Origin of the sequence: Micromonospora sp. NPDC051543 (genome assembly GCF_044454415.1) — a bacterium.
In the GTDB taxonomy this organism is placed as follows: Bacteria; Actinomycetota; Actinomycetes; order Mycobacteriales; family Micromonosporaceae; genus Micromonospora.
The window spans coordinates 193,789-213,735 of record NZ_JBITDT010000012.1; the positions used below are offsets into that span (position 1 = coordinate 193,789).

Consider the following 19,947-nt stretch of genomic DNA (forward strand, 5'->3'; position numbering starts at 1 on the left):
GCCGGTCCACAGAGTTATCCACAGCTTGACGGCTATCCACAGCCGTTATCCACAGCACAAAAACGACTCTGAGTCTGATAAGGGTATACAGTGACCGATTCCCCCGAGTCCACACCGAACGAGCCCGAGGTCCCCACCGAGGCCATCGCCGCGGTGGTCGCGCACGACCGGATCGAACCGGTCGGGCTCGAGGTGGAGATGCAGCGCTCCTACCTCGACTACGCGATGAGCGTCATCGTCGGGCGGGCGCTGCCGGACGTCCGGGACGGGCTCAAGCCGGTCCACCGCAAGATCCTCTACGCCATGTTCGACTCCGGCTACCGGCCGGACCGCGGCTATGTGAAGTGCTCCCGCGTCGTCGGCGACGTGATGGGCCAGTTCCACCCGCACGGCGACTCGGCGATCTACGACGCGCTGGTCCGGATGGCGCAGCCCTGGTCGCTGCGCTACCCGCTGGTCGACGGCAACGGCAACTTCGGCTCGCCGGGTAACGACCCGGCTGCCGCGATGCGCTACACCGAGTGCAAGCTCGACCCGCTGGCCATGGAGATGCTGCGGGACATCGACGAGGACACCGTCGACCTGCAGGACAACTACGACGGCCGGGCCAAGGAGCCCACCATCCTGCCGTCGCGGATCCCCAACCTGCTGGTGAACGGCTCCGAGGGCATCGCGGTCGGCATGGCCACCAAGATCCCGCCGCACAACCTGCGGGAGATCGGCGCGGCGGTGCAGTGGTGCCTGGAGCACCCGGAGGAGGACGAGGAGACCACCCTCGAAGCCCTGCTCGGCATCGTCAAGGGCCCGGACTTCCCGACCCACGGTCTGATCGTCGGCACGACGGCGATCCAGGACGCGTACCGCACGGGTCGTGGCTCGATCCGGATGCGGGCCGTGGTGGAGGTCGAGGAGGACAAGCGGGGGCGTCCCTGCCTGGTCGTCAGCGAGCTGCCCTACCAGGTGAACCCGGACAACCTCGCCGAGCGGATCGCCGAGCTGATCAAGGAGGGCAAGCTCGCGGGGATCGCCGACATCCGCGACGAGTCCTCCGGTCGTACCGGTATGCGGATCGTGCTGGTGCTCAAGCGCGACGCGGTCGCCAAGGTGGTGTTGAACAACCTCTACAAGCACACGCAGCTTCAGGAGACGTTCGGCGCCAACATGCTGGCGCTCGTCGACGGGGTGCCGCGCACGCTCAACCTGGCGCAGTTCATCCGGTACTACGTCGAGCACCAGATCGACGTGATCCGCCGGCGGACGGCGTTCCGGCTGCGCAAGGCCGAGGAGCGGGCGCACATCCTGCGCGGTCTGTCCAAGGCGCTGGACGCCCTGGACGAGGTGATCGCGCTGATCCGGCGGTCGCCGACGGTGGACGACGCCCGGCAGGGCCTGATCCGGCTGCTGGAGATCGACGAGATCCAGGCGACCGCGATCCTGGACATGCAGCTTCGCCGCCTCGCCGCCCTGGAGCGGCAGCGGATCCTCGACGACCTGGCCAAGCTCGAGATCGAGATCGCCGACCTGAAGGACATCCTCGCGAAGCCGGAGCGGCAGCGGCGGATCGTCTCGGAGGAGCTGGGCGAGATCGTCGCGAAGTGGGGCGACGACCGGCGTACGCAGATCATTCCGTTCGACGGCGAGGTCTCGATGGAGGACCTCATCGCCCGGGAGGACGTGGTCGTCACGATCACCCGGACGGGGTACGCCAAGCGGACGAAGGTCGACCTGTACCGCTCGCAGCGGCGCGGCGGCAAGGGCGTCAGTGGCGCCACGCTGCGGCAGGACGACATCGTCAGCCACTTCTTCGTGTGCTCGACCCACGACTGGATCCTGTTCTTCACGAACAAGGGCCGGGTGTACCGGGCCAAGGCGTACGAGTTGCCGGAAGCCAGTAGGGTAGCCAAGGGCCAACACGTGGCCAATCTGCTCGCCTTCCAACCGGATGAGCAGATCGCGCAGATCATCGAAATCCCGGACTACCAGGTAGCCCCCTATCTGGTACTGGCCACGAAGAACGGCCTGGTGAAGAAGACGCGGCTCGAGGAGTTCGACTCCAACCGTTCCGGCGGCATCATCGCGATCAACCTGCGCGATGAGGACGAGCTGGTCGGTGCTGCTCTCGTGGCACCGGAGAACGACCTGCTGCTGGTCTCGAAGAAGGCGCAGGCGATCCGGTTCAACGCCTCGGACGAGGCGCTGCGGCCGATGGGTCGGGCCACCTCGGGTGTGATCGGCATGCGCTTCACGGACGACGATGTCCTACTCGCCATGGAGGTCGTCCGGGACGGTCTGGACGTCCTGGTGGCCACGAACGGTGGATACGCGAAACGTACCCCGATCGAGGAATACCCGGTGCAGGGCCGGGGAGGTAAGGGCGTGCTGACTGCGAAGATCACCGAACGGCGTGGTGGTCTGGTCGGTGCGGTGGTGATCGACCCGGACGACGAGTTGTTCGCGATCACCAGCAACGGTGGTGTCATCCGGACTCCGGTGAAGCCTGTACGCCGTACGCGTGACCGGAACACAATGGGGGTCAAGCTGATGGACCTCCCGGACGGCGTGACTATCGTGGCGATTGCTCGCAATGCCGACGAGCCTGACGAACAGGACTAGTTGAATGACGGAGACACAGGCGAAGTCGGGGAACACGGGGACCTCGGCCAACCCGGTCGACGAGGAGGCCGCCAAGGGCGGCACACCAGCGACCGGCCGCGCGGCCGTGGGCCGGGCAACGGTTCCCGCCGACGCGCCTGCCCCGAAATTCACCCGGGCTCCCGGCATGACACCCCCGCCGGAGCAGCCCGGCGAGGACGCGGGATCGGGTGACACCAAGGCCGAGAAGTCGGCCGGCGAGGCAGCGACGTCCACCGGAGCGGCCCCCACGGCGGCCGCCCCGAACCCGGCGCGTCCGACGACCACGCAGCCGATCAGCACCCGACCCGGTCAGGCGACATCGACCGGGGCTACTGGCACGCAACCCCGGATCACACCGGGCATGGCGCCGCCGGATGCGGGGCGTACGTCCGCCGGTGGTCGCCCCGCGAGCGGTGGCGGTCTGCCGCCGGGGATCGGCAACGCGTCGGCCGTCGGGGCTGCCCGGGTCGGCGAGGCCGTCCGCGCCGCACGGAGCTCGGTCAGCTCGGCGGCGTCCCGTGGGCCGCGCCGGGCCCGGCTGAACCTCAAGCGGATCGACCCCTGGTCCGTGATGAAGTTCGCGTTCGCCGTCTCGGTGGTGCTGTTCATCGTCGTGGTGGTCGCCACGTCGGTGCTCTACCTGGCGCTGGACGCGATGGGTGTGTTCCAGAGCGTCAACGACAGCCTCAGCGACCTGGTCAACGCGGGTGGTGGGCAGAGCACCAACGGGTTCCAGATCACCGCCAAGGGCGTGATCCTCAGCTCGGCGCTGATCGGCCTGGTCAACGTGGTGCTGTTCACCGCGCTGGCCACGCTGGGCGCGTTCGTCTACAACGTCTGCGCCGACCTGGTCGGCGGGATCGAGCTGACGCTCGCCGAGCGGGACTGAGTGTGACCGGGGCGTCGGGGCCTCCGCGGAATGCGGTCGCTCCGACGCCCCGTACCCAGGTAGGTTTTGCGGGCGTCGACGACCCGGATCGCGCAGTCGGACCCCGATTTGGGGCCGGCGCGGCGGATGGGTTAATCTTGCTCGTCGCTACGCGGGGCTATAGCTCAGTCGGTTAGAGCGCAGAGCTGATAACTCTGAGGTCGATGGTTCGATTCCATCTAGCCCCACCGCACATCGTCCGACGGTAGTCGAGCGCAAGGGGTTGCCCCATGTTCAAGAAGCTGCTGATCCTGGCCGGCGTCGTCGGCGTGGCTGCCGTCGTCTTCAACAAGGTCAAGGCCGCCAACGACGAGCGCGCCCTCTGGCACGAGGCGACCACCGCGCCCGACCTGCGCTGACTTCGTAGTGGCGGCGAGCCAGTCGCCGTCATTTGCGGGGCCCTAGCTCAACTGGCAGAGCACTGCCTTTGCAAGGCAGGGGTTAGGGGTTCGAGTCCCCTGGGCTCCACCAGCGCTTTCTTCGGCCGATCTCGGCCCTCAGCACAGCCAGGCGGTCACGCCGCCCCCTCCTCGCCCAGCGGGCGTCCGCAGGTCAAGGCGTCCGCTGGGGTGCTCGCTGTGATCCGGCAAACCATGATGGCCTCCGTCGACAAGCCGGGTGAGGTCGAGGCGGCTGAGGCCTGGTTGAACGCCAACCGAGACGCTCTCACCTACGCCGAAGAGGATGGCGGCTGCGGCTGCTGCGTCCGAGCCTGGAAGTTGGAAGGGCCTGCCGAGCTGTTGGCGACGATCCCCTACGAGGTCTCGGCTTCCTCCGACTGGGATACGGCCTAGCCACGTGTGAGGTCCATCGCCTCGACTGCCGTTACCAGTGGCGCCAACTCGGGGTTCCTGGCGGCGTCGTCCAGCGCCTTTCGCAGGGCGGTGTCGTTGGTCGGCCGGGCCTCTCGTAGGAGTTTCAGGCCGGCGTCGGTGACGTCGGTGTAGATGCCGCGGCGGTCGGTCGGGCACAGGTAGCGGGAGAGCAGGCCGCGGTCCTCCAGCCGGGCGACCAGGCGGGTGGTGGCGCTCTGGCTCAGCACCACGGCGTCGGCGACCTGCTTCATCTGCAGATGGCCGCCTTCGCGGTCGTGCTGGCGGCTGAGCACGTCGAGCAACGAGTACTCCCGCACGCTGAGGTCGTGCGCGGACTGCAGAGCGCGCTCGAGGTGTGCCTCGATCCTGCCGTACAGGAGGGAGAGGGCTGCCCATCCGCTGGCGAGGGCGGTTAGCGCGGGATCCGTGGCGGTCATGGTCCGGGTCTTCCTTCTCAGCCGGGAGCTTCAGGGTAAGCCTGCTTCGAGAATGTCAGCTAGCGCCTACATCAGGCCCTGGCAAGCAAGTGTGTAGCCGTCCCTGGATTTTGGCCCGGCCGCCGAACAGCGGTCGAACCGCGTGCAGGAGAAGTGCCGACACTTGCAGTAGGGCGCGTCTGCAACTATTGTCTTCGCATGTAAGGGGCGTAGGCAATCGTGCACTGGCAGGCCCCGCCCCAGGTAGCCGGCGCCGCCACACCTCGACTGATCACGACACGTAAGGGACCGAACAGCCATGACCATTCCGACCGTGACGCTGAACAACGGCGTCGACATCCCCCAGCTCGGCTTCGGCGTCTTCCAGATCCCCGACGACCAGACCACCGTCGCCGTCACCGCGGCGCTTGAGGCCGGCTACCGCTCGATCGACACCGCTGCGGTCTACGGCAACGAAGCTGGTGTGGGCCGAGCGCTGACCGCTTCCGGGCTGCCCCGCGAGGAGCTGTTCGTCACCACCAAGCTGTGGAACGCCGACCAGGGCTACGACAACGCCCTGCGCGCGTTCGACGCAAGCCTGGCCAAACTCGGTCTCGACTACGTGGACCTCTATCTGATCCACTGGCCGACCCCCGCCCGTGACCTCTATCTCGAGTCGTGGCGCGCGCTGGAGCGCCTCGCGGCCGAGGGGCGCATCCGCGCCGCTGGCGTCTCGAACTTCCAGCCCGCCCACCTCGATCGGCTGCTGGACAGCAGCGCGCTCACCCCGGCGGTCAACCAGATCGAGCTGCACCCCGGCCTGCAGCAGGACGACCTGCGCGCCTTCCACCGCCAGCACGGCATCGCCACCGAGGCGTGGAGCCCACTGGCTCAGGGCGCGGTCCTGGACGACCAGGCAATCACCAAGATCGCGACCCGGACCGGTAAGACCCCGGCCCAGGTGGTGCTGCGCTGGCACCTGCAACTGGGCAACATCGTCATCCCCAAGTCGGTCACCCCGTCCCGCATCCGCCAGAACCTCGAGGTGTTCGACTTCGAACTCACCGAGGAGGACATGACGTCGATCGCCACCATCGACCGCGGACTGCGTACCGGTCCGCACCCGGATCAGCTCAACTGAACCGTGCGTCCAGAGCTGTCCTGACCTGCGAAAAGAAGCGCCCGGCCCGACGATGTGTCGGGCCGGGCGCGTCCGGATCGAGCTATGCGACGAAGCGGGAACGGCGACGGCGTGCGATCACGAAGCTCGCGCCGCCGACGAGCAGGAGCGCGCCGCCGATGCCGGCCACGGTCGCGGTGTCGGCACCGGTCACGGGCAGTCCGCCACCATCACCGCCGGCAGCGACCGGGCTCGTGGAGGTGGCTGCGGTCGGCGCGACGGTCGACGTCGCGCTCGCCGTGGGGGTGGGCTGCGTCGTCGGCGTCGGGGTTGGCTGCGACGCGCAGTCGACTGCCCGCGCGGCGTACAGGCCCTCGTTCAGGTAGGCCAGGTAAGGCTCGACGCCCTCGGCGTCGAGCGTCTTCTGCGCGGCCTCCTTCACGTTGGTGCCGGCGCCGGTCATCGTCTGGCCAACCTTGATCCGCAGATCGATCGTCCAAACTTTCTGCGCGTCATTCTTGAGCCAGGCGCGCAGGTCATCCGAGGTGCCGCCCAGTCGCTCCTGAATGACGTCGGGCAGGGTGGGCAGGGCCTCGGTGTTCGCGTAGTGCAGGAGCTGGGCGGTCAGCAGTCGGAGCTGGCCGACATTGGCGGTGTCCAGGTCGAAGGTGAACAGCTCACGGATGTCCTTGAAAGTCTTGCGCTCGACCGTCTGGCAGTTCTGGTCGAGCCCGGGCGACGCGCTCTGTGCCATCGCCGGTGCCGCCGGAACCATGAAGGCCAGCGCTATCGCGATGCCGGCCGGGATCTTGCCTCGCATGTGGATCGTCCTCCCCGTTGCAGATCAAAGCCTGGGGATACTACCGCCGACGGGCGTGGCCCATGGCCCCGCGTTTACCGGGACGGGAGGCGGGGATCCGCGCTCGTGCGCATCGACGTGAACGAACCGAACTCCGCCGAGAAATTCTGGGAAGGGATGCGGGAGGTGGCCGCTGCCGCTACCCGGCACCAGGACGACGACCTGCTCGAAACGGTCGTGAAGATTGGCAGATCCGCGCTGGCCCAGGGCGTCGAACTCGTGCCATCCTGCGGATTCTTTCTCGCGTGTCCGGTGTGCAGCGCCGAGTCGGGGCAGCGCTGCATCAATTCGCCCGGGCACCCCCTGGGCGACGACAGACTTCATCCGGAACGCATCGAGTTGGCCGAGAGCGCGATGCGGGGGGAGGCACCGCTCCCCGGGCCGCTCCGGTAACGACGTGTCGGCTCGTGGGTCGTCTTTGTCAGGTGCGGGAGCGCCGCCGGCGCGTCAGCCGTTGGAAGCGCGGACCTGCCCGGAGCCACAGGAGCGACACCGCCAATCCGATGGCGCCCATGGCGACGATGACCCCTCGGGGCAGTTCGGTGTTGACAGGCTCCGGCAGGCACCTGGACGGGGTGTAGTCGATGGTGAGCTGCTGGCGCAGCGGCGGTAGCCGCCGGTCGGGAAACGACCGTTCGTAGATCCCGCAGGTGATGGGTCCGTCGACGGCGTCTACCCGCAGCAGCACGTAGGGGCCGTCCGCGGTCCGGGCCGGTTCCACCGCGATCACCGTCGCCGGCGTCAGCACGCCGACGGGTGGGGGCGGCTCGCGGTCGTCGGTGACACCCAGCAGTATCAGCAGGCCGCAGGGCAGCAGCAGCGCCAGCGGCAGGGAGGGCCAGACCTTCGGACGAACTCCGTTGGCCAGGAACGACGGCATGCCGTCAGGCTAATCCGCGAGATCAATCACGCCCGAGCCACCGGTCAGCGCTGCCGTCTCGCCCCGCGCGATGGTGCGTACCTGCTCGACCCAGCCCCGGCGGCGGGCCTCGTCGACGAAGTGCGCCAGTGGTGAGCGGAAGACCGGGTAGTCGTCGTAGTGGATCGGCACGGTCAGCTTTGGACGCATCAGCTCGACCAGGTCGGCGCCCTGCCGGGCGTCCATGGTGAGCAGGATTCCGGCGACCTTCGTGCCGCCGAGGTGGATCAGCATCGCGTCGATGTCCGGGTAGCGCTCCGCGATGGGGGCGAGCAGCGGCCGGTTGAGCGTGTCGCCGGTGACGTACAGCCGGAATTCGCGCCGTCCGGCGCGTTCCACGTCGATCATCGTGCCCATCACGTCGGGCAGCAGCCGGTCCAGCACGCCCGGGCCGTGCTGACCGGGCATCGAGGTCAGGCGCACTGTCGTACCGCCGCGACGCAGCTCCCGTGACGACCAGGTCGGCAGCCCGTCGGCGGACCCGAAGCCCCAGCGACGCAGCTTGCGTTCGGCGGCGGGCGTGGTGACGATGGGCAGCTCGCGGTCGAGTTCCCGGCGGGCCACCCGGTCGAAGTGGTCGCCGTGCAGGTGGGAGAGGACCACGGAGTCCAGGCGGGGAAGCTGGGCGATCCGCAGCGCCGGGTCCGTGCGGCGGCGCGACCACAGACCCTTGCCGAGGTACGCCCGCTGGCCGCGGTGCAGGAAGTTCGGGTCGGTGAGCAGGGTGAACCCGCCGATCCGTAGCACCGTCGTCGCGGTGCCGATGAACGTGACCTGCGGCTGTTCGACCACCATGCCCACCTCCTCGAACTCCGGTACCCCGGCCGGTGGTGTCCAAGCGGGCGAGACGGTGGTCAGTCGCCGTCGACGGGCTGGGCGAGGTCGGGTCGGGCCGACGGGAGATGCGCGACGAGCCTGGTGAGCGCGCCGTTGGCGAGAGTGGCGCCGAGCGCCGATCCGGTGCCGATGGTCCAACCCACCGGACCGAGCGGCGTGCAGCCGAAGAACTGACTCACACCCGGCGTCTGCACCACCACGACGAGCACTCCCAGCGACGCCGCCGTGGACGCCAGCACCGCCGGGCTGGTGCCTCCGGCCAGGATGGTCTGCCCGAGTTGGGTGCCGACCAGCGAGACGAGAGCGACGGTGCCGGCCCGGCGCTGCCGCCCGGTGTACCGGGCCAACGTCCAGCCGACCGTCGCGCCCAGCGTGGTGGACGCCGCGCGCAGGCCGATCTCCCTGCTGAGGGTCTCACCGAGGGACGCGTCCGGGCCCTCGGTGAGCAGTCCGTCGGTGCGGTCCGAGGCGGGTGGCCGGACCGCGATGGCCAGCGCCGGCGCCAGGTCGGTGAGCAGGTTGACCAGCAGCAGTTGCCGGCCGGTGAGGGCCGAGCGGCCGGTCGCCGCGGCGCTGAGCACGCTGAACGCGATCTCGCCGAGGTTGCCGCCGACGAGGATGCTCAGCGCGTGCCGGACCGACGACCACATGGCACGCCCTTCGACCAGGGTGGCGATGATGGTCTCCAGGCGGTCGTCGGTGACCACCAGGTCGGCGGCCGCCCGGGCCGCCGGTGTGCCACGTTGGCCGAGGGCGATGCCGACGTCGGCCAGCCGGATCGCCGGGGCGTCGTTCGCGCCGTCGCCGGTCATCGCCACGGTCCGCCCGCACTTCTGCAACGCCTGAATGATCCGGACCTTGTGCGTCGGGGTGCAGCGGGCCACCACGTCGGTGGTGGCGAGCCGTTCGGCGAGCGCCTCGTCGTCCAGTTGGTCGAGTTCGGCGGCCGTGACCACCCGCTGCTCGTCGTGCTCGCTGATGGTGGCCGCGATGGCCTCGGCGGTGGCCGGGTGGTCACCGGTGATCATGATGGTGTGCACGCCCGCCTGCCGGATACGGCGTACCGCCGGGGCCGCGCTCTCCCGGACCCCGTCCGCGAGCGCCAGGAACCCCACGAAGGTCAGCCCCCGGACCTCGGAGTCGGTGATCTGCGCGGCGTCCACCTGGCACTCGGCGACAGCGAGGATCCGGTGCCCGGCGCCCGCCCGGTCGGCCAGCACGCGCTGGAGTTCCGCGCGGCCGGCGTCGTCCAGCGGCTCCCGTCGGCCGTCGGTGCGGCGGTTCGCGCAGCGTGGCAGCACCGTCTCGGGGGCGCCCTTGACGCTCAACAGCAGGTGCCCGTCGGTCTCGCCGACGGTTGCGTGGTAGCCCCGGGACGGCTCGAACGGCAGCCCGCCGACCGCGCGCCAGCCGGTCGCCCCGGTCTGCTCGACGACCTGAGCCGTGGCGGCGCCCCGCCGGACCGCCCGGTCGGTCTGCAACGCCAACTCTTCCGGATCGGCCGCCGCCGGGGTGGCCCGCAACGCGGTGGCGAGGGTCGACCGCAGGCGGTCGTCGAGCCGGTCCACCGGCGCGTACCGGTCGCCGACACCGTCGCCGACCCCCGCGAGGAGCAACTTGCCCTCGGTGAGGGTGCCGGTCTTGTCGAAGCAGAGCACATCCACCCGGCCCAACGCCTCGATGGTGCGCGGATTGCGGACCAACGCGCCGTGCTCGGCGAGGCGCCGGGCCGCCGCCAGTTGCGCGGCGCTGACCAGGAACGGCAGCCCCTCCGGCACCGACGCCACGGCCAGGTTCGCGGCGGTCGCCGCCGTTTCGGCCAGGGGTACGCCCCGAAGCAGTCCCGCCCCGGCGACGGCGATCGCCGAACCGGCGGCCAACGGGATGGCGGCGCTGGTCAACGAGCCGAGTCGAGCCTCCACCCCGCTGGTCGGGGGCGCCTGGCGGACCAGCGCCAGACTGCGGCCGGACTCGGTGTCGGCCCCGGTCGCCACCACGACGGCGGTGCCGTGGCCGGCGGCGACGGTGGTGCCCTCGTACAGCATCGAGTGACGGTCGGCGATGGCCGCGGCGACGACCGCCCGGTTGCTCTTGGCGACCGGCAGCGACTCGCCGGTCAGCGACGACTCGTCCGCCTCCAAGCCCACCGATTCGAGCACCCGGCAGTCGGCCGGCACCGAGTCACCGGGTTCGAGGGCTATGACGTCGCCGAGCACCAGGTCCTCGGCCGCGACGACCTGCTCGGCTCCGTCCCGGCGGACCCGGGCGGTCACCGCCGAACGCGACAGCAGCTCCGCCAGCGAACGTTCGGTGTTGCGCTCGTGCACGGCCCCGATCAGTGCCGACCCGCCGACGACGCTGCCGACCAGCGCGGCGTCGACGAGCGAGCCGAACGACGCGGACAGCACCGCCCCGGCCGCCAGCACGGGTGTGAGTGGGTTGGACAGCTCGTCCAGGAACGCCCGCAGCAGCCCACCACCGCTGGGCGTGCCGCCGCCTTGCGTGCCGTGGCCGTCGTGCCGGCGCTGCGCCTCCGTGTTTGTCAACCCGTCGGGTGTGGTGGCCAGGCGGTCCAGCACGGTCCGGACCGGCATCAGGTGCCAGGCCGTCGCCACCGGTGCCGGTGTGTCCGACCGGTCGGGTAGCCGGCGGGCCCGCCAGACCCCGTTCGCGAACGCCAGTGCGGCCGCGCCGTTGACCGCCACGAGGGCCCGATGTGGCAGTTGGGCCGGCGGCGCGGTGAACGCGCCCAGCGCACCCAACCCGGTGCCGGCCATGGCGAGCCGGATGTTCTGCTGGGTCATCCGCCGGGCTGCCCCGGTCGCCTCGATCAACAGTGCCACCACCCGAAGGTCGGCGCCGACCAGCAGGTGCGCTCCCCACGGGGGCAACTCCTCGGCGGCCGACATGCCGAGCCCGCAGTCGGACGCGCCGAGCGCCGCCCGGTCGCCGGAGACCAGCATGACCACCGCGCCGTCGCGCTGGAGCGCGCGTACGGAGTCGGCCAACCGGTCCCCACCGGGCACCAGCGTGTCGGCGAAGTCGTACCGCTGCTCGTCGCCCCCGGCCACGACCAGTTTCAGTCCGGCGTGACGCGCGGCGGCGGGTAGACCGTCGACCCCGGGCGCGGGTTCCGGTTCGACCCGCAGCAGCGCGGCCAGCCGCCCCGCGTTGGTCAGCCCGAGCAACTGCCCGCCCGCCGTACGCAGCCGCTCGCCGTCCGGGACGTCGTCGCGGGCGTCCTCGGGCAGCCGGTCCAGGGGTGCGAGCCGCCAACCGTCGGACTCCCGCGAGGTGGTCGGGTCGGCGGGGTCGAACAGCTCGAACGCCCGCTCCGCCACCTCGTCGACGTCCGTGTCGGCCGCCGGGGCCAGATCGGCGAGTACGCCCCGCTCCGACCCGAGGACCGCCGCGTCCAGCACCAGCGTGTCGATCCGGTCCAACTGCCGCAGCACGCTGCGGTCCATCGCGATCACCCCGCGCCGGGCGAGGACCCGGCCGAGCTGCGCCGCATACCCCTCCCGTCCGCTGCCCGGGGCCTTCGGTAGCGCGGAGAGTCCCAGCGCGGCGGCCCGCTTGGGTCCGGCGAAAGGCGTCGCCGCCGCTGCCGCCGCAGCGCCCGCCGCGAGCACCCGGTTGATGTAGCGCTCGACCGGGCCGTCCGGCTTCGGGCAGGGGCGCTCGACCGCCGGCCACCGGGCGGTGGCGCGTTCCGGGTCACCGGTCAGCCGTGGCTCGGCCGCCTCCCAGGCGGCGAGCTGGGCCCGTGCCTCGCCCCACTGCACCATCCGTTGGGCGCCGTCGAGGACTATCCCCGTCCACCTGCCGGTCAGGCCCTGCACGACGGCTTCGGCCAGCGGGAAGATGACGTCGGCGCGGGGGTCGGAGCGCAGTCGTCTACCGACGAAGGCGTGCAGTTTCGGTTGCAGGTCGGCGGCGGCCAGCAGGCCGGCGACCTCACCGGGCAACGGCGTGAACGGCAGGATGCGGGTGGCCGCCGAGATGGTCAGACCCAGCGCGTCCGAGGCGAGCGCGCCGAGGGTGCGCGGCGTACGCGGCCCCTCTTCCGGCGGGTGCGGGGGCGGGATCTCCGGGTCCGGTTCATGGTCACAGGTCCGCTCGACCCGGCTGATCGCGGCGATGAGATCGCGCAGCCTCGGCTCGGGGGCCTGGACGGCCACCACGACCCGACCCGAGGGTGCGTTCACCCGGGCCCAGGCGACTCCGGGCAGCCGTTCCAGCGCGGCCTCGACCTGCCGGGCCAACCGGTCGCCGCCGTCCTGGCAGACACCGTGAACCTCGATGTGGTGGCGGCCCGGGCGCGACCAGACCCGGCGTCGGCTCAGGCCGGCGGTCCGGGCCAACCGGGTCGCGGCCGACCCGACCGTCCGGGACGCCTCACCGACCAGGTGCGGCACGCCGATGGACGGCAGGAGGCGGCCGGCGGCGCGACCCGCCGCCGTCATCGAGGCGTACGGCCGGACGGACGCCGACCCGACCCCCCATTGCCGATTGTTGTGCCGTCGGTCATCTCGTCCTCCCGCCGCCCTCGCGTCCGGCGGCCTGGCTTCCCGACCTGGCGTCCGTTATGCCCCTCGGAGGACCGGAACTTTGCGCGGCGGCCTGCGCATGGACGGGGTGGCCGGTGGAATCCGACGACCAGCACCGGACACGGGGAGGCCGGAATGAGCACGCTGACGCGACACCTCAACGGTTCACGCGAGAACGTCCAGATGTACAGCCGGCGGGTCGAGTTGCCCATGCTGGGCGAGGTGGCCGTACCGCCACCGGACAAGGTCGCCTACTACGCCGGGCTCGGGGTCCTGGCCGCGTTGCAGGTGATCGAGTGGCCGCTCGCCCTGGCGATCACCGCCGGGCACCTCCTCGCGGACCAGCACTTCTCGGGACTGGTACGCGGCGTCGGGGAGGCGATCCAGGAAGCCTGACGAGAGCCGGGTCACGCCCCGGTTGACATGAATCCGGGTTGAGGTCGCAGGCTCGGTGCATGTCGAGCCGAACCGCCACCCTCGCCCCAACGTCCGCAGGGCTGTTCGCGTCTCGGCTGCGGGCGATGACGGTCGGCAGCGTGGCGCTGGTGTCGCTGCTCGCCTTCGAGGCGCTGGCGGTCGGCACGGCCATGCCGACCGTGGCGCGCAGCCTGGACGGCCTGGCGTTGTACGGCATCGCGTTCGGCGGCCCGTTCGCCGCCGGTGTGCTGGCCATGGTCGTCTCCGGCATCTGGTGCGACGCGCGGGGACCGCGGGGGCCGATGTGGCACGGCGTCGCCTGGTTCGTGGTGGGACTGCTGATCGCCGGTACGGCACAGGCGATGACGACCCTGGTGGTCGGCCGGGTGGTGCAGGGCTTCGGCTCCGGGCTGCTCTCCGTGGCGCTCTACGTCATTGTCGGGCAGGCGTACCCGGAGGAACTGCACCGGCGGATCTTCGCCGCGTTCGCGGCGGCGTGGGTCGTACCCTCGCTGGTCGGGCCGGCGCTGGCCGGGCTGATCGTCGAGTACCTGGGCTGGCGGTGGGTCTTTCTCGTGGTGCCGGCGGTGGCCGTCCCGGCGGTGCTGCTGATCCAGCCGGGCCTGCGGTCGCTCGACGCGACCGTGGCGACGCGGCCGCCGAGCGGCGCGGTCGCCCGCATCGGTTGGGCCTGCGGGGCGGGCGCGAGCGCCGCACTGTTGCACATCGGGGGGCAGCAGCGTGGCGTGGCGGCCCTGACGGTGATCGCGCTCGCCCTGGCCGGTCTGGTGATCTGCGCTCCGCGCCTGCTGCCACCCGGGTTCCTCCGGGCGGGCCGGGGGCTGCCCACCGTCGTCGGTCTGCGGGGTCTGGCGTCGGCGGCGTTCGTCGGCGCCGAGGTGGTCATCCCGTTGATGCTGTCCCGGGAGCGGGGACTGTCGCCGACCGCCGCCGGGCTGGTCCTCACCGTGGGCGCGTTGGCCTGGTCGGTGGGCTCCTGGATACAGGGCCGAATTCCGGTGCCGGCCTCCCGGGCCAGCCTGCCGCGCGTCGGCCTGAGCGCGATCACGGCCGGTACGGCGACGGTGGCGCTGGCCGTCCGACCCGAGGTGCCGGTGGCCGTCGCCGTGCTGGGCTGGGCGGTCGCCGGGCTCGGCATGGGGCTGCTCTACCCGTCGTTGTCGGTGCTCACGTTGGAGCTGTCCGCACCCGGTGAGCAGGGCCGCAACAGCTCGTCGCTGCAACTGGGCGACTCCCTCTTCGCGGCCACCGTGCTGGCGCTCACCGGTGCCGTCCTGGCTGCGGGGAGCGCGCCCGGCCCGTCGAGCTATCTGGTGACGCTCGTGGTGGCGGCTGGTCTGGCGTTGTTCGGCGCGTTACTGGCCGGCCGGGTGGTGGTGCCGGGGAGCACCCGGCCGGGCGGGTGATCCACCGACGATTCGGCGCATCGGTCCCGGTCGGGCGTCAGGATGGCAGCGATGAGCTTCCTGACCGTCCTGCCGCTGGCCGTGGTGATGGTCGCCGGGACCCAACTGGTCGTGGCGATCTTCCTCGCCTCGTCCGACCGGCCCCGGGCCGCGTCGTGCGGCTTCATCGCCGGCGCCGGACTGGTGGTGGTCGCCGGCGTGACGGTGAGCTGGTTGCTGACCCGGGTGCTGGGCGGGCTGGCGAACGACGCCAGCACGGCCGCCCGCAAGGTCGACAGTGGTCCGGCCATCGACCTGGTGGTCCTCGCGCTGCTGGTGGTCATGGCCGTGGTGATCTGGGTACGCCGCGACCGCTCCGGGCCGCCACGATGGCTGGGCAGCGTCAGCCACGCCGATCCGCGCTGGGCGGCGCGTACGGGCGCGCTGCTCTTCGTGGTGACGCCCACCGACGACCTCACCATGGCGACGGTGGGCGCGACGGTGGCCCGGCACGATCTTCCGTGGTGGCACCTGGTGCCGTTCGTGCTGCTCACCGTGCTGTTGCTCGCCGTGCCGCTGCTGGCGCTGGTGCTGCTCGGGTCGAGGGCCGCGCGGGTGCTCGCCCGGATGCGGAGCTGGGCCGAGGGGCACGCCTGGATCGTCAACGAGATCGTGATCGCGTTCTTCGCGCTGCTCACGGTGTTGGACCTGCTCAAGTCGGGGTGAGGTAGCGGTGCCCCGGACACGTACGGGGGAACCGTGCGGAGATGAGAGATGTGCCGGTTCACGTTCGTCTTACGGTGACGCCATGTTCGTTGTCGTCACCACGGTGATCCTCTACGTCTTCGGTTTCGTGTTCCTCTACGGCGTGATCCGGCTGGGCGTCCGCCACGCGCTGGAGGACCTGGAGCTTCAGCGGGCCCGGGCCCGACGCGAGGAGGAGCTGGCGGCCGACCGCGACCGCTCGTTCATGCGCGACAACGCGTTCCTCGCGGGCAGTTGAGCCGCGACGTGGACGTGGCGTCGCGGGACGTGCCCGGTGTCGACGGGCGATCCGGCGGCACGGGTGCGAGGATCGCATCCGTGATGGGAACGTTGAAGACCGAACCGGCCCGCGCCCGCCTCGATCTGCTCGCCCCGCCGGTCGCGGAGGCCATCGCCCAGTGGCCCGCCGAAGCGCCGGTCGACGTCGACGACGTGCTGGTCGCGCCGATCGACGCCGATCTCGCCGACACGGCGGAGTTCTGTGCCGCGTACGAGGTGGGGTTGGACGTGTCGGCCAACTGCGTGGTGGTGGCCGGCAAGCGCGAGGGCGTGGTCCGCTACGCGGCCTGCATCGTGCTGGCGACCACGCGGGCCGACGTGAACGGGGTGGCCCGTCGGGCGCTGGACGTCCGCAAGGCGAGCTTCGCCCCGATGACCGACGCGGTCGAGTTGACCGGCATGGAGTACGGCGGGATCACCCCGATCGGGCTGCCGGCGCAGTGGCCGATCCTGGTGGACGCGCGGGTGATCGCCACCCCGCACGTGATCATCGGGTCCGGCGTACGGCACAGCAAGATCGCGCTGCCCGGGCCGGCGCTGGGCGCACTGCCCGGCGCGCAGGTGGTGGAAGGCCTGGCCAGGCCGGCCTGACCAGGCATCAGCGTCGATACCGTTGCACGTGAAACATCACGCCTGACCGGCAGCGGCCTCCCGTTGCTCGACCTCGGCCAGCGCGGCGAGCAGCGTGGACGTCTCCTGGGCACCGCTGACCGCGTACTTCCCGGCCAGCACGAACATCGGCACGCTCGTGATGCCCAGCTCGTGCGCGGCGGCCAGGTCGGCGGCGAGTTCGGCGGTCCGCTCGTCCGAGTCGAGGAACCGGCGGGCGTCGGCGGCGTCCAGGCCGATCGATCCGGCGATCGTGGCCAGCACCTCCCGGGCGCCGATGTCGAGACCCTTCGTGAAGTGCGCCTGGTACAGGGCGTCCACCATCTCGGCCGCCCGGTCGCGCTCGGCGGCGTAGCCGACCAGCCGGTGCGCGTCGAAGGTGTTCGCGGCCACCGCGTGGTCGTAGTCCAGCCGGAGTCCGTCGCCCGCCGCGACCTGGACCACCCGCTCGACCATCTGCCGCGCCCGCTCGGGGCCGCCGAACTTGTCGGCCAGCGCCTCGACGACCGGAAGTGGCTCGGGCACCGGCGACGGGTCGAGCTGGAACGGCCGGTAGCGGACGGTCACCTCGCCGTCGTAGCGGGCGATTGCCTCGTCCAGGCGACGCTTGCCCAGGTAGCACCACGGGCAGACGAGGTCCGCGTAGATCTCGATCTCCATGATCGGTGGCAACTGCCCGCTCAGTCGACTTGTTCCCGGACCTGCCGCTTGAGCCGGCCCAGGATCGCGGTGCCCCCGCGTACCCGCAGCGGACTGATCGCCTGGGCCAGGCCCATCCGCTGGTAGAGATCGTCCGGAACCGCCAGCACCTCCTCGGCGCTCGCGCCGGCCAGCCCTTCGGCGAGGATCCCGGCGAACGCCCGGGTGGTCGGCGCCTCCGGCGGGCAGTCGAAGAGCGTCTCGACCACCCCGTCCGGCGTCACGGTGGCGCGCAGGAAGAACGCGGTCTGGCACTCGGGCACCTGCTCCATGCCCTCGCGCGTGGTGTCGTCGTCCGGCAGCACGGGAATGACGTCCGCGTACTCCAGCAGCATCTCCAACACCAGGTCGCGCGGCGCGGCGGCGAACTCGTCGACGATCTCGGCCAGTCGGGCCGGCATGTCAGCCATGAGTCGAGGCTACCGCCGGCGCCGACGGATCACGTGGTCGGCGACTGTTCGCTGATCTCACTCAACGCGCTGGTCGGGTCGAGCTGCATGGCCAGGTCACCGAGCGAGACGATGCCCACCAGCTTGCGGTCGGTGTCACAGACCAGCACCCGCCGGATGCCCCGGTCCCGCATGAGCGCCGCGGCCTCCCCGGCCGTGCAGTGCTGCTCGATCATGACCACCTCGCGGGTGACGATCGAGCCGATGGTGGTCGACGCCGGTGACGCGTTCTCGGCGACCGCCCGGACCACGATGTCCCGGTCGGTGAGCATGCCGGCGAGGGTGGCGCCGTCGGTGACCACCACGTCGCCGATGTCCGCCTCCTTCATCACCCTGGCCGCCTCGTCCAGGGTGGTCTCCGCGGACAGGTACACGACCTGCTTGGTCATCACGTCGCTGACCCGGTAACCGGTCATGAGATCCTCCGAACACGCTTCACCCGATCCGACTGCACTACCCCGTGACGCGGCGGCTACACCAGGTTCGCACGATCCCGACCAACCTCGTCGACGATCCGCTCCACCATGGCGTCCACCGGCAGTTCCGTCCGCCGGTCGGCGGCCCGCTCGCGCAGCTCGACGTACCCGTCGCTCAGACGGCGGCCGACCACGACGGCGCGCGGGATGCCGATCAGCTCGGCGTCGGTGAACTTCACCCCGGCCGAGACGTGCGTGCGGTCGTCGACCAGCACGCGCAGGCCGGCCGCGGCCAGCCGCCCGCCGAGGTCCAGCGCCGCGTCGAGCTGCGGGCCCTTGCCCGCCACCACCAGGTGTACGTCGCACGGCGCGACCGCCGCCGGCCAGCGGAGCCCGTGCTCGTCGTGGTGCTGCTCGGCGATTGCCGCGACCGCTCGGGAGATCCCGATGCCGTAGCAGCCCATGGTGGGTCGGACCGGCTTGCCGGCCGGCCCGAGCACGTCGACGGCGAACGCGTCGGTGTACCGGCGACCAAGCTGGAAGATGTGCCCGATCTCGATGCCCCGCCGGATGGTCAGCTCGCCGTCGGCGCAGTCGGGGCAGGGGTCGCCGGCACGCACCTCGGCCGCCTCGATCGTGCCGTCGGGCGTGAAGTCCCGGCCGCAGACCACGTCGGTGGCGTGCCGACCTGGCTCGTTCGCGCCCGTCAGCCAGGCGGAACCGGTCACCACCCGGGGATCGACCAGGTAGCGGATGCCCAGCTTGGCGAGCACCTGCGGGCCGAGGTAGCCGCGCACCAACTCCGGATGCTCGGCCCACTCCTCGAAGACCGCCACCTGCGCCGGCTCCAGCGCGGCGGCGAGCCGCTTCAGGTCGACCTCCCGGTCGCCGGGCAGCCCGACCACCAGAGGTTCGGCGCGGTCCGCCCCGGGCTGACGGACGGTCAGGACGACGTTCTTCAGGGTGTCGGCGGCGGTCCAGTCGTCGCGATCACCCAGCCGCCGGCTGTTCGCCAACTCGACCAGGCTGGCGATCGTCGCGGTCTCGGGGGTGTCGTGCACCAGCGTTGCCGGCTGGGCGTCGGGATCGCCCGCAGCGGGCGCGCGGGTGACGACGGCCTCGGTGTTCGCCGCGTAGTCGCAGGCGGTGCAGCCGACGAAGGTGTCCTCGCCGACCGGCGTCGAGGCCAGGAACTCCTCCGACGCCGAGCCGCCCATCGCGCCGGACATCGCGTGCACCACCGTGTGGTCCAGGCCCAGCCGATCGAAGATCCGCTGGTACGCCGCCCGGTGCCGGGCGTACGCGTCCCGCAGGCCCGCCTCGTCCAGGTCGAAGGAGTACGCGTCCTTCATCAGGAACTCCCGGCCGCGCAGCACACCGGCCCGGGGTCGCGCCTCGTCGCGGAACTTCGTCTGCACCTGGTAGAGCGTCACCGGGAAGTCCCGGTACGAGGTGAACACGTCCTTGACCAGCAGCGCCGCCATCTCCTCGTGGGTGGGCGCCAACAGGTGTTCGGCGCCGCGCCGGTCGGCGAGGGTGAAGAGGAGGTCGCCGTACTCCGTCCACCGGCCGCTGGTCCGGTACGGCTCGGCGGGCAGCAGGGCCGGGAAGTGCACCTCCTGGTCGCCGATCGCGTTCAGTTCGGCGCGCACCACCTCGGTGATCCGGTCCAGCACCAGCTTGCCCAGCGGCAGCCACGTGTAGCCGCCCGGCGCGGCGCGGCGGATGTACCCGGCGCGCAGCAGCAGCCGATGGCTCGGCACCTCCGCGTCGGCCGGATCCTCGCGCAGGGTCCGCAGCAACAGGGTCGACATGCGTAGCAGCATCCG

At 71.2% G+C, this 19,947-nt stretch carries 20 protein-coding genes and 2 tRNA genes; 13 read left to right on the plus strand and 9 right to left on the minus strand.

Annotated elements, in window-relative coordinates; all coding sequences use genetic code 11:
• The first annotated feature begins 90 nt into the window (after positions 1–90).
• The 6 genes from gyrA (at position 91) to ACIA3K_RS22925 (ending at position 4,356) form a co-directional block, all read left to right on the plus strand.
• A complete protein-coding gene (gyrA, locus tag ACIA3K_RS22900; protein WP_396803548.1) occupies positions 91–2,613 on the plus strand; it encodes a DNA gyrase subunit A in 2,523 nt (840 codons plus the stop codon).
• A gap of 4 nt (positions 2,614–2,617) precedes the next feature.
• The gene (locus ACIA3K_RS22905) at positions 2,618–3,523 is read left to right on the plus strand and encodes a DUF3566 domain-containing protein (protein WP_396803549.1); all 906 of its coding nucleotides are present in this window, start codon (positions 2,618–2,620) and stop codon (positions 3,521–3,523) included.
• Between the two features lie 153 nt (positions 3,524–3,676).
• Positions 3,677–3,750: transfer RNA gene (locus ACIA3K_RS22910), tRNA-Ile, on the plus strand.
• Positions 3,751–3,792: 42 nt separating this feature from the next.
• Positions 3,793–3,921 carry a DLW-39 family protein gene (locus ACIA3K_RS22915; RefSeq protein WP_007453934.1) on the plus strand — a complete coding sequence of 43 codons (129 nt, stop codon included), beginning with the start codon at positions 3,793–3,795 and terminating at the stop codon, positions 3,919–3,921.
• 36 nt (positions 3,922–3,957) lie between these two features.
• Positions 3,958–4,033, plus strand: a tRNA-Ala gene (locus ACIA3K_RS22920).
• 107 nt (positions 4,034–4,140) lie between these two features.
• Entirely contained in the window at positions 4,141–4,356 is a 216-nt protein-coding gene (locus ACIA3K_RS22925; RefSeq protein WP_396803551.1) for a hypothetical protein, read from the plus strand.
• On the opposite strand, the gene ACIA3K_RS22930 is transcribed toward ACIA3K_RS22925, so the two are convergent.
• Positions 4,353–4,814: a MarR family winged helix-turn-helix transcriptional regulator gene (locus tag ACIA3K_RS22930; RefSeq protein ID WP_396803552.1), complete on the minus strand. Its 462-nt coding sequence runs from the start codon at positions 4,812–4,814 to the stop codon at positions 4,353–4,355. The genes ACIA3K_RS22925 and ACIA3K_RS22930 overlap by 4 nt on opposite strands.
• Positions 4,815–5,112: 298 nt before the next feature.
• On the opposite strand from ACIA3K_RS22930, the gene ACIA3K_RS22935 reads away from it, so the two are divergent.
• Positions 5,113–5,934, plus strand: a complete 822-nt coding sequence (locus tag ACIA3K_RS22935; RefSeq protein ID WP_396803553.1) for an aldo/keto reductase — start codon at positions 5,113–5,115, stop codon at positions 5,932–5,934.
• 82 nt (positions 5,935–6,016) lie between these two features.
• Here the strand turns inward: ACIA3K_RS22935 and ACIA3K_RS22940 are convergent, their stop codons facing one another.
• On the minus strand, positions 6,017–6,733 hold the full coding sequence (locus ACIA3K_RS22940) for an LPXTG cell wall anchor domain-containing protein (protein ID WP_396803554.1): 717 nt from the start codon (positions 6,731–6,733) through the stop codon (positions 6,017–6,019).
• 105 nt (positions 6,734–6,838) lie between these two features.
• On the opposite strand from ACIA3K_RS22940, the gene ACIA3K_RS22945 reads away from it, so the two are divergent.
• Entirely contained in the window at positions 6,839–7,165 is a 327-nt protein-coding gene (locus ACIA3K_RS22945; protein WP_396803555.1) for a hypothetical protein, read from the plus strand.
• A gap of 28 nt (positions 7,166–7,193) precedes the next feature.
• Here the strand turns inward: ACIA3K_RS22945 and ACIA3K_RS22950 are convergent, their stop codons facing one another.
• The 3 genes from ACIA3K_RS22950 to ACIA3K_RS22960 are packed head-to-tail and all read right to left on the minus strand — an operon-like array spanning position 7,194 to position 12,994.
• On the minus strand, positions 7,194–7,652 hold the full coding sequence (locus ACIA3K_RS22950; RefSeq protein ID WP_396803557.1) for a hypothetical protein: 459 nt from the start codon (positions 7,650–7,652) through the stop codon (positions 7,194–7,196).
• Positions 7,653–7,661: 9 nt separating this feature from the next.
• Complete coding sequence (locus ACIA3K_RS22955) at positions 7,662–8,486, minus strand: MBL fold metallo-hydrolase (protein ID WP_396803559.1); 825 nt, start codon at positions 8,484–8,486, stop codon at positions 7,662–7,664.
• 59 nt (positions 8,487–8,545) lie between these two features.
• Positions 8,546–12,994 carry an HAD-IC family P-type ATPase gene (locus ACIA3K_RS22960; protein ID WP_396803561.1) on the minus strand — a complete coding sequence of 1,483 codons (4,449 nt, stop codon included), beginning with the start codon at positions 12,992–12,994 and terminating at the stop codon, positions 8,546–8,548.
• A gap of 219 nt (positions 12,995–13,213) precedes the next feature.
• Between ACIA3K_RS22960 and ACIA3K_RS22965 the strand changes: the two genes are divergently transcribed.
• The 5 genes from ACIA3K_RS22965 to ACIA3K_RS22985 all read left to right on the plus strand — a co-directional run bounded on the left by ACIA3K_RS22965 (position 13,214) and on the right by ACIA3K_RS22985 (position 16,536).
• Positions 13,214–13,474: a hypothetical protein gene (locus ACIA3K_RS22965; protein ID WP_396803563.1), complete on the plus strand. Its 261-nt coding sequence runs from the start codon at positions 13,214–13,216 to the stop codon at positions 13,472–13,474.
• A gap of 59 nt (positions 13,475–13,533) precedes the next feature.
• Positions 13,534–14,922, plus strand: coding sequence for an MFS transporter (locus tag ACIA3K_RS22970; RefSeq protein WP_396803565.1), 1,389 nt, complete (start codon positions 13,534–13,536; stop codon positions 14,920–14,922).
• Positions 14,923–14,973: 51 nt separating this feature from the next.
• On the plus strand, positions 14,974–15,627 hold the full coding sequence (locus tag ACIA3K_RS22975) for a GAP family protein (RefSeq protein WP_396803567.1): 654 nt from the start codon (positions 14,974–14,976) through the stop codon (positions 15,625–15,627).
• Between the two features lie 82 nt (positions 15,628–15,709).
• Positions 15,710–15,904, plus strand: coding sequence for a hypothetical protein (locus ACIA3K_RS22980; RefSeq protein WP_355048552.1), 195 nt, complete (start codon positions 15,710–15,712; stop codon positions 15,902–15,904).
• An 83-nt stretch (positions 15,905–15,987) separates the two neighbouring features.
• On the plus strand, positions 15,988–16,536 hold the full coding sequence (locus ACIA3K_RS22985; RefSeq protein ID WP_357129854.1) for a YbaK/EbsC family protein: 549 nt from the start codon (positions 15,988–15,990) through the stop codon (positions 16,534–16,536).
• A gap of 36 nt (positions 16,537–16,572) precedes the next feature.
• On the opposite strand, the gene ACIA3K_RS22990 is transcribed toward ACIA3K_RS22985, so the two are convergent.
• Genes ACIA3K_RS22990 through ACIA3K_RS23005 form a run of 4 tightly spaced genes read right to left on the minus strand, consistent with a single transcriptional unit; the run spans position 16,573 to position 19,944 of the window.
• The gene (locus ACIA3K_RS22990) at positions 16,573–17,214 is read right to left on the minus strand and encodes a DsbA family oxidoreductase (RefSeq protein ID WP_396803568.1); all 642 of its coding nucleotides are present in this window, start codon (positions 17,212–17,214) and stop codon (positions 16,573–16,575) included.
• Between the two features lie 20 nt (positions 17,215–17,234).
• A complete protein-coding gene (locus ACIA3K_RS22995; RefSeq protein WP_396803570.1) occupies positions 17,235–17,663 on the minus strand; it encodes a SufE family protein in 429 nt (142 codons plus the stop codon).
• A gap of 29 nt (positions 17,664–17,692) precedes the next feature.
• Positions 17,693–18,118, minus strand: coding sequence for a CBS domain-containing protein (locus tag ACIA3K_RS23000; RefSeq protein WP_355048549.1), 426 nt, complete (start codon positions 18,116–18,118; stop codon positions 17,693–17,695).
• 56 nt (positions 18,119–18,174) lie between these two features.
• Entirely contained in the window at positions 18,175–19,944 is a 1,770-nt protein-coding gene (locus tag ACIA3K_RS23005) for a proline--tRNA ligase (protein WP_396803572.1), read from the minus strand.
• Between the last annotated feature and the right edge of the window lie 3 nt (positions 19,945–19,947).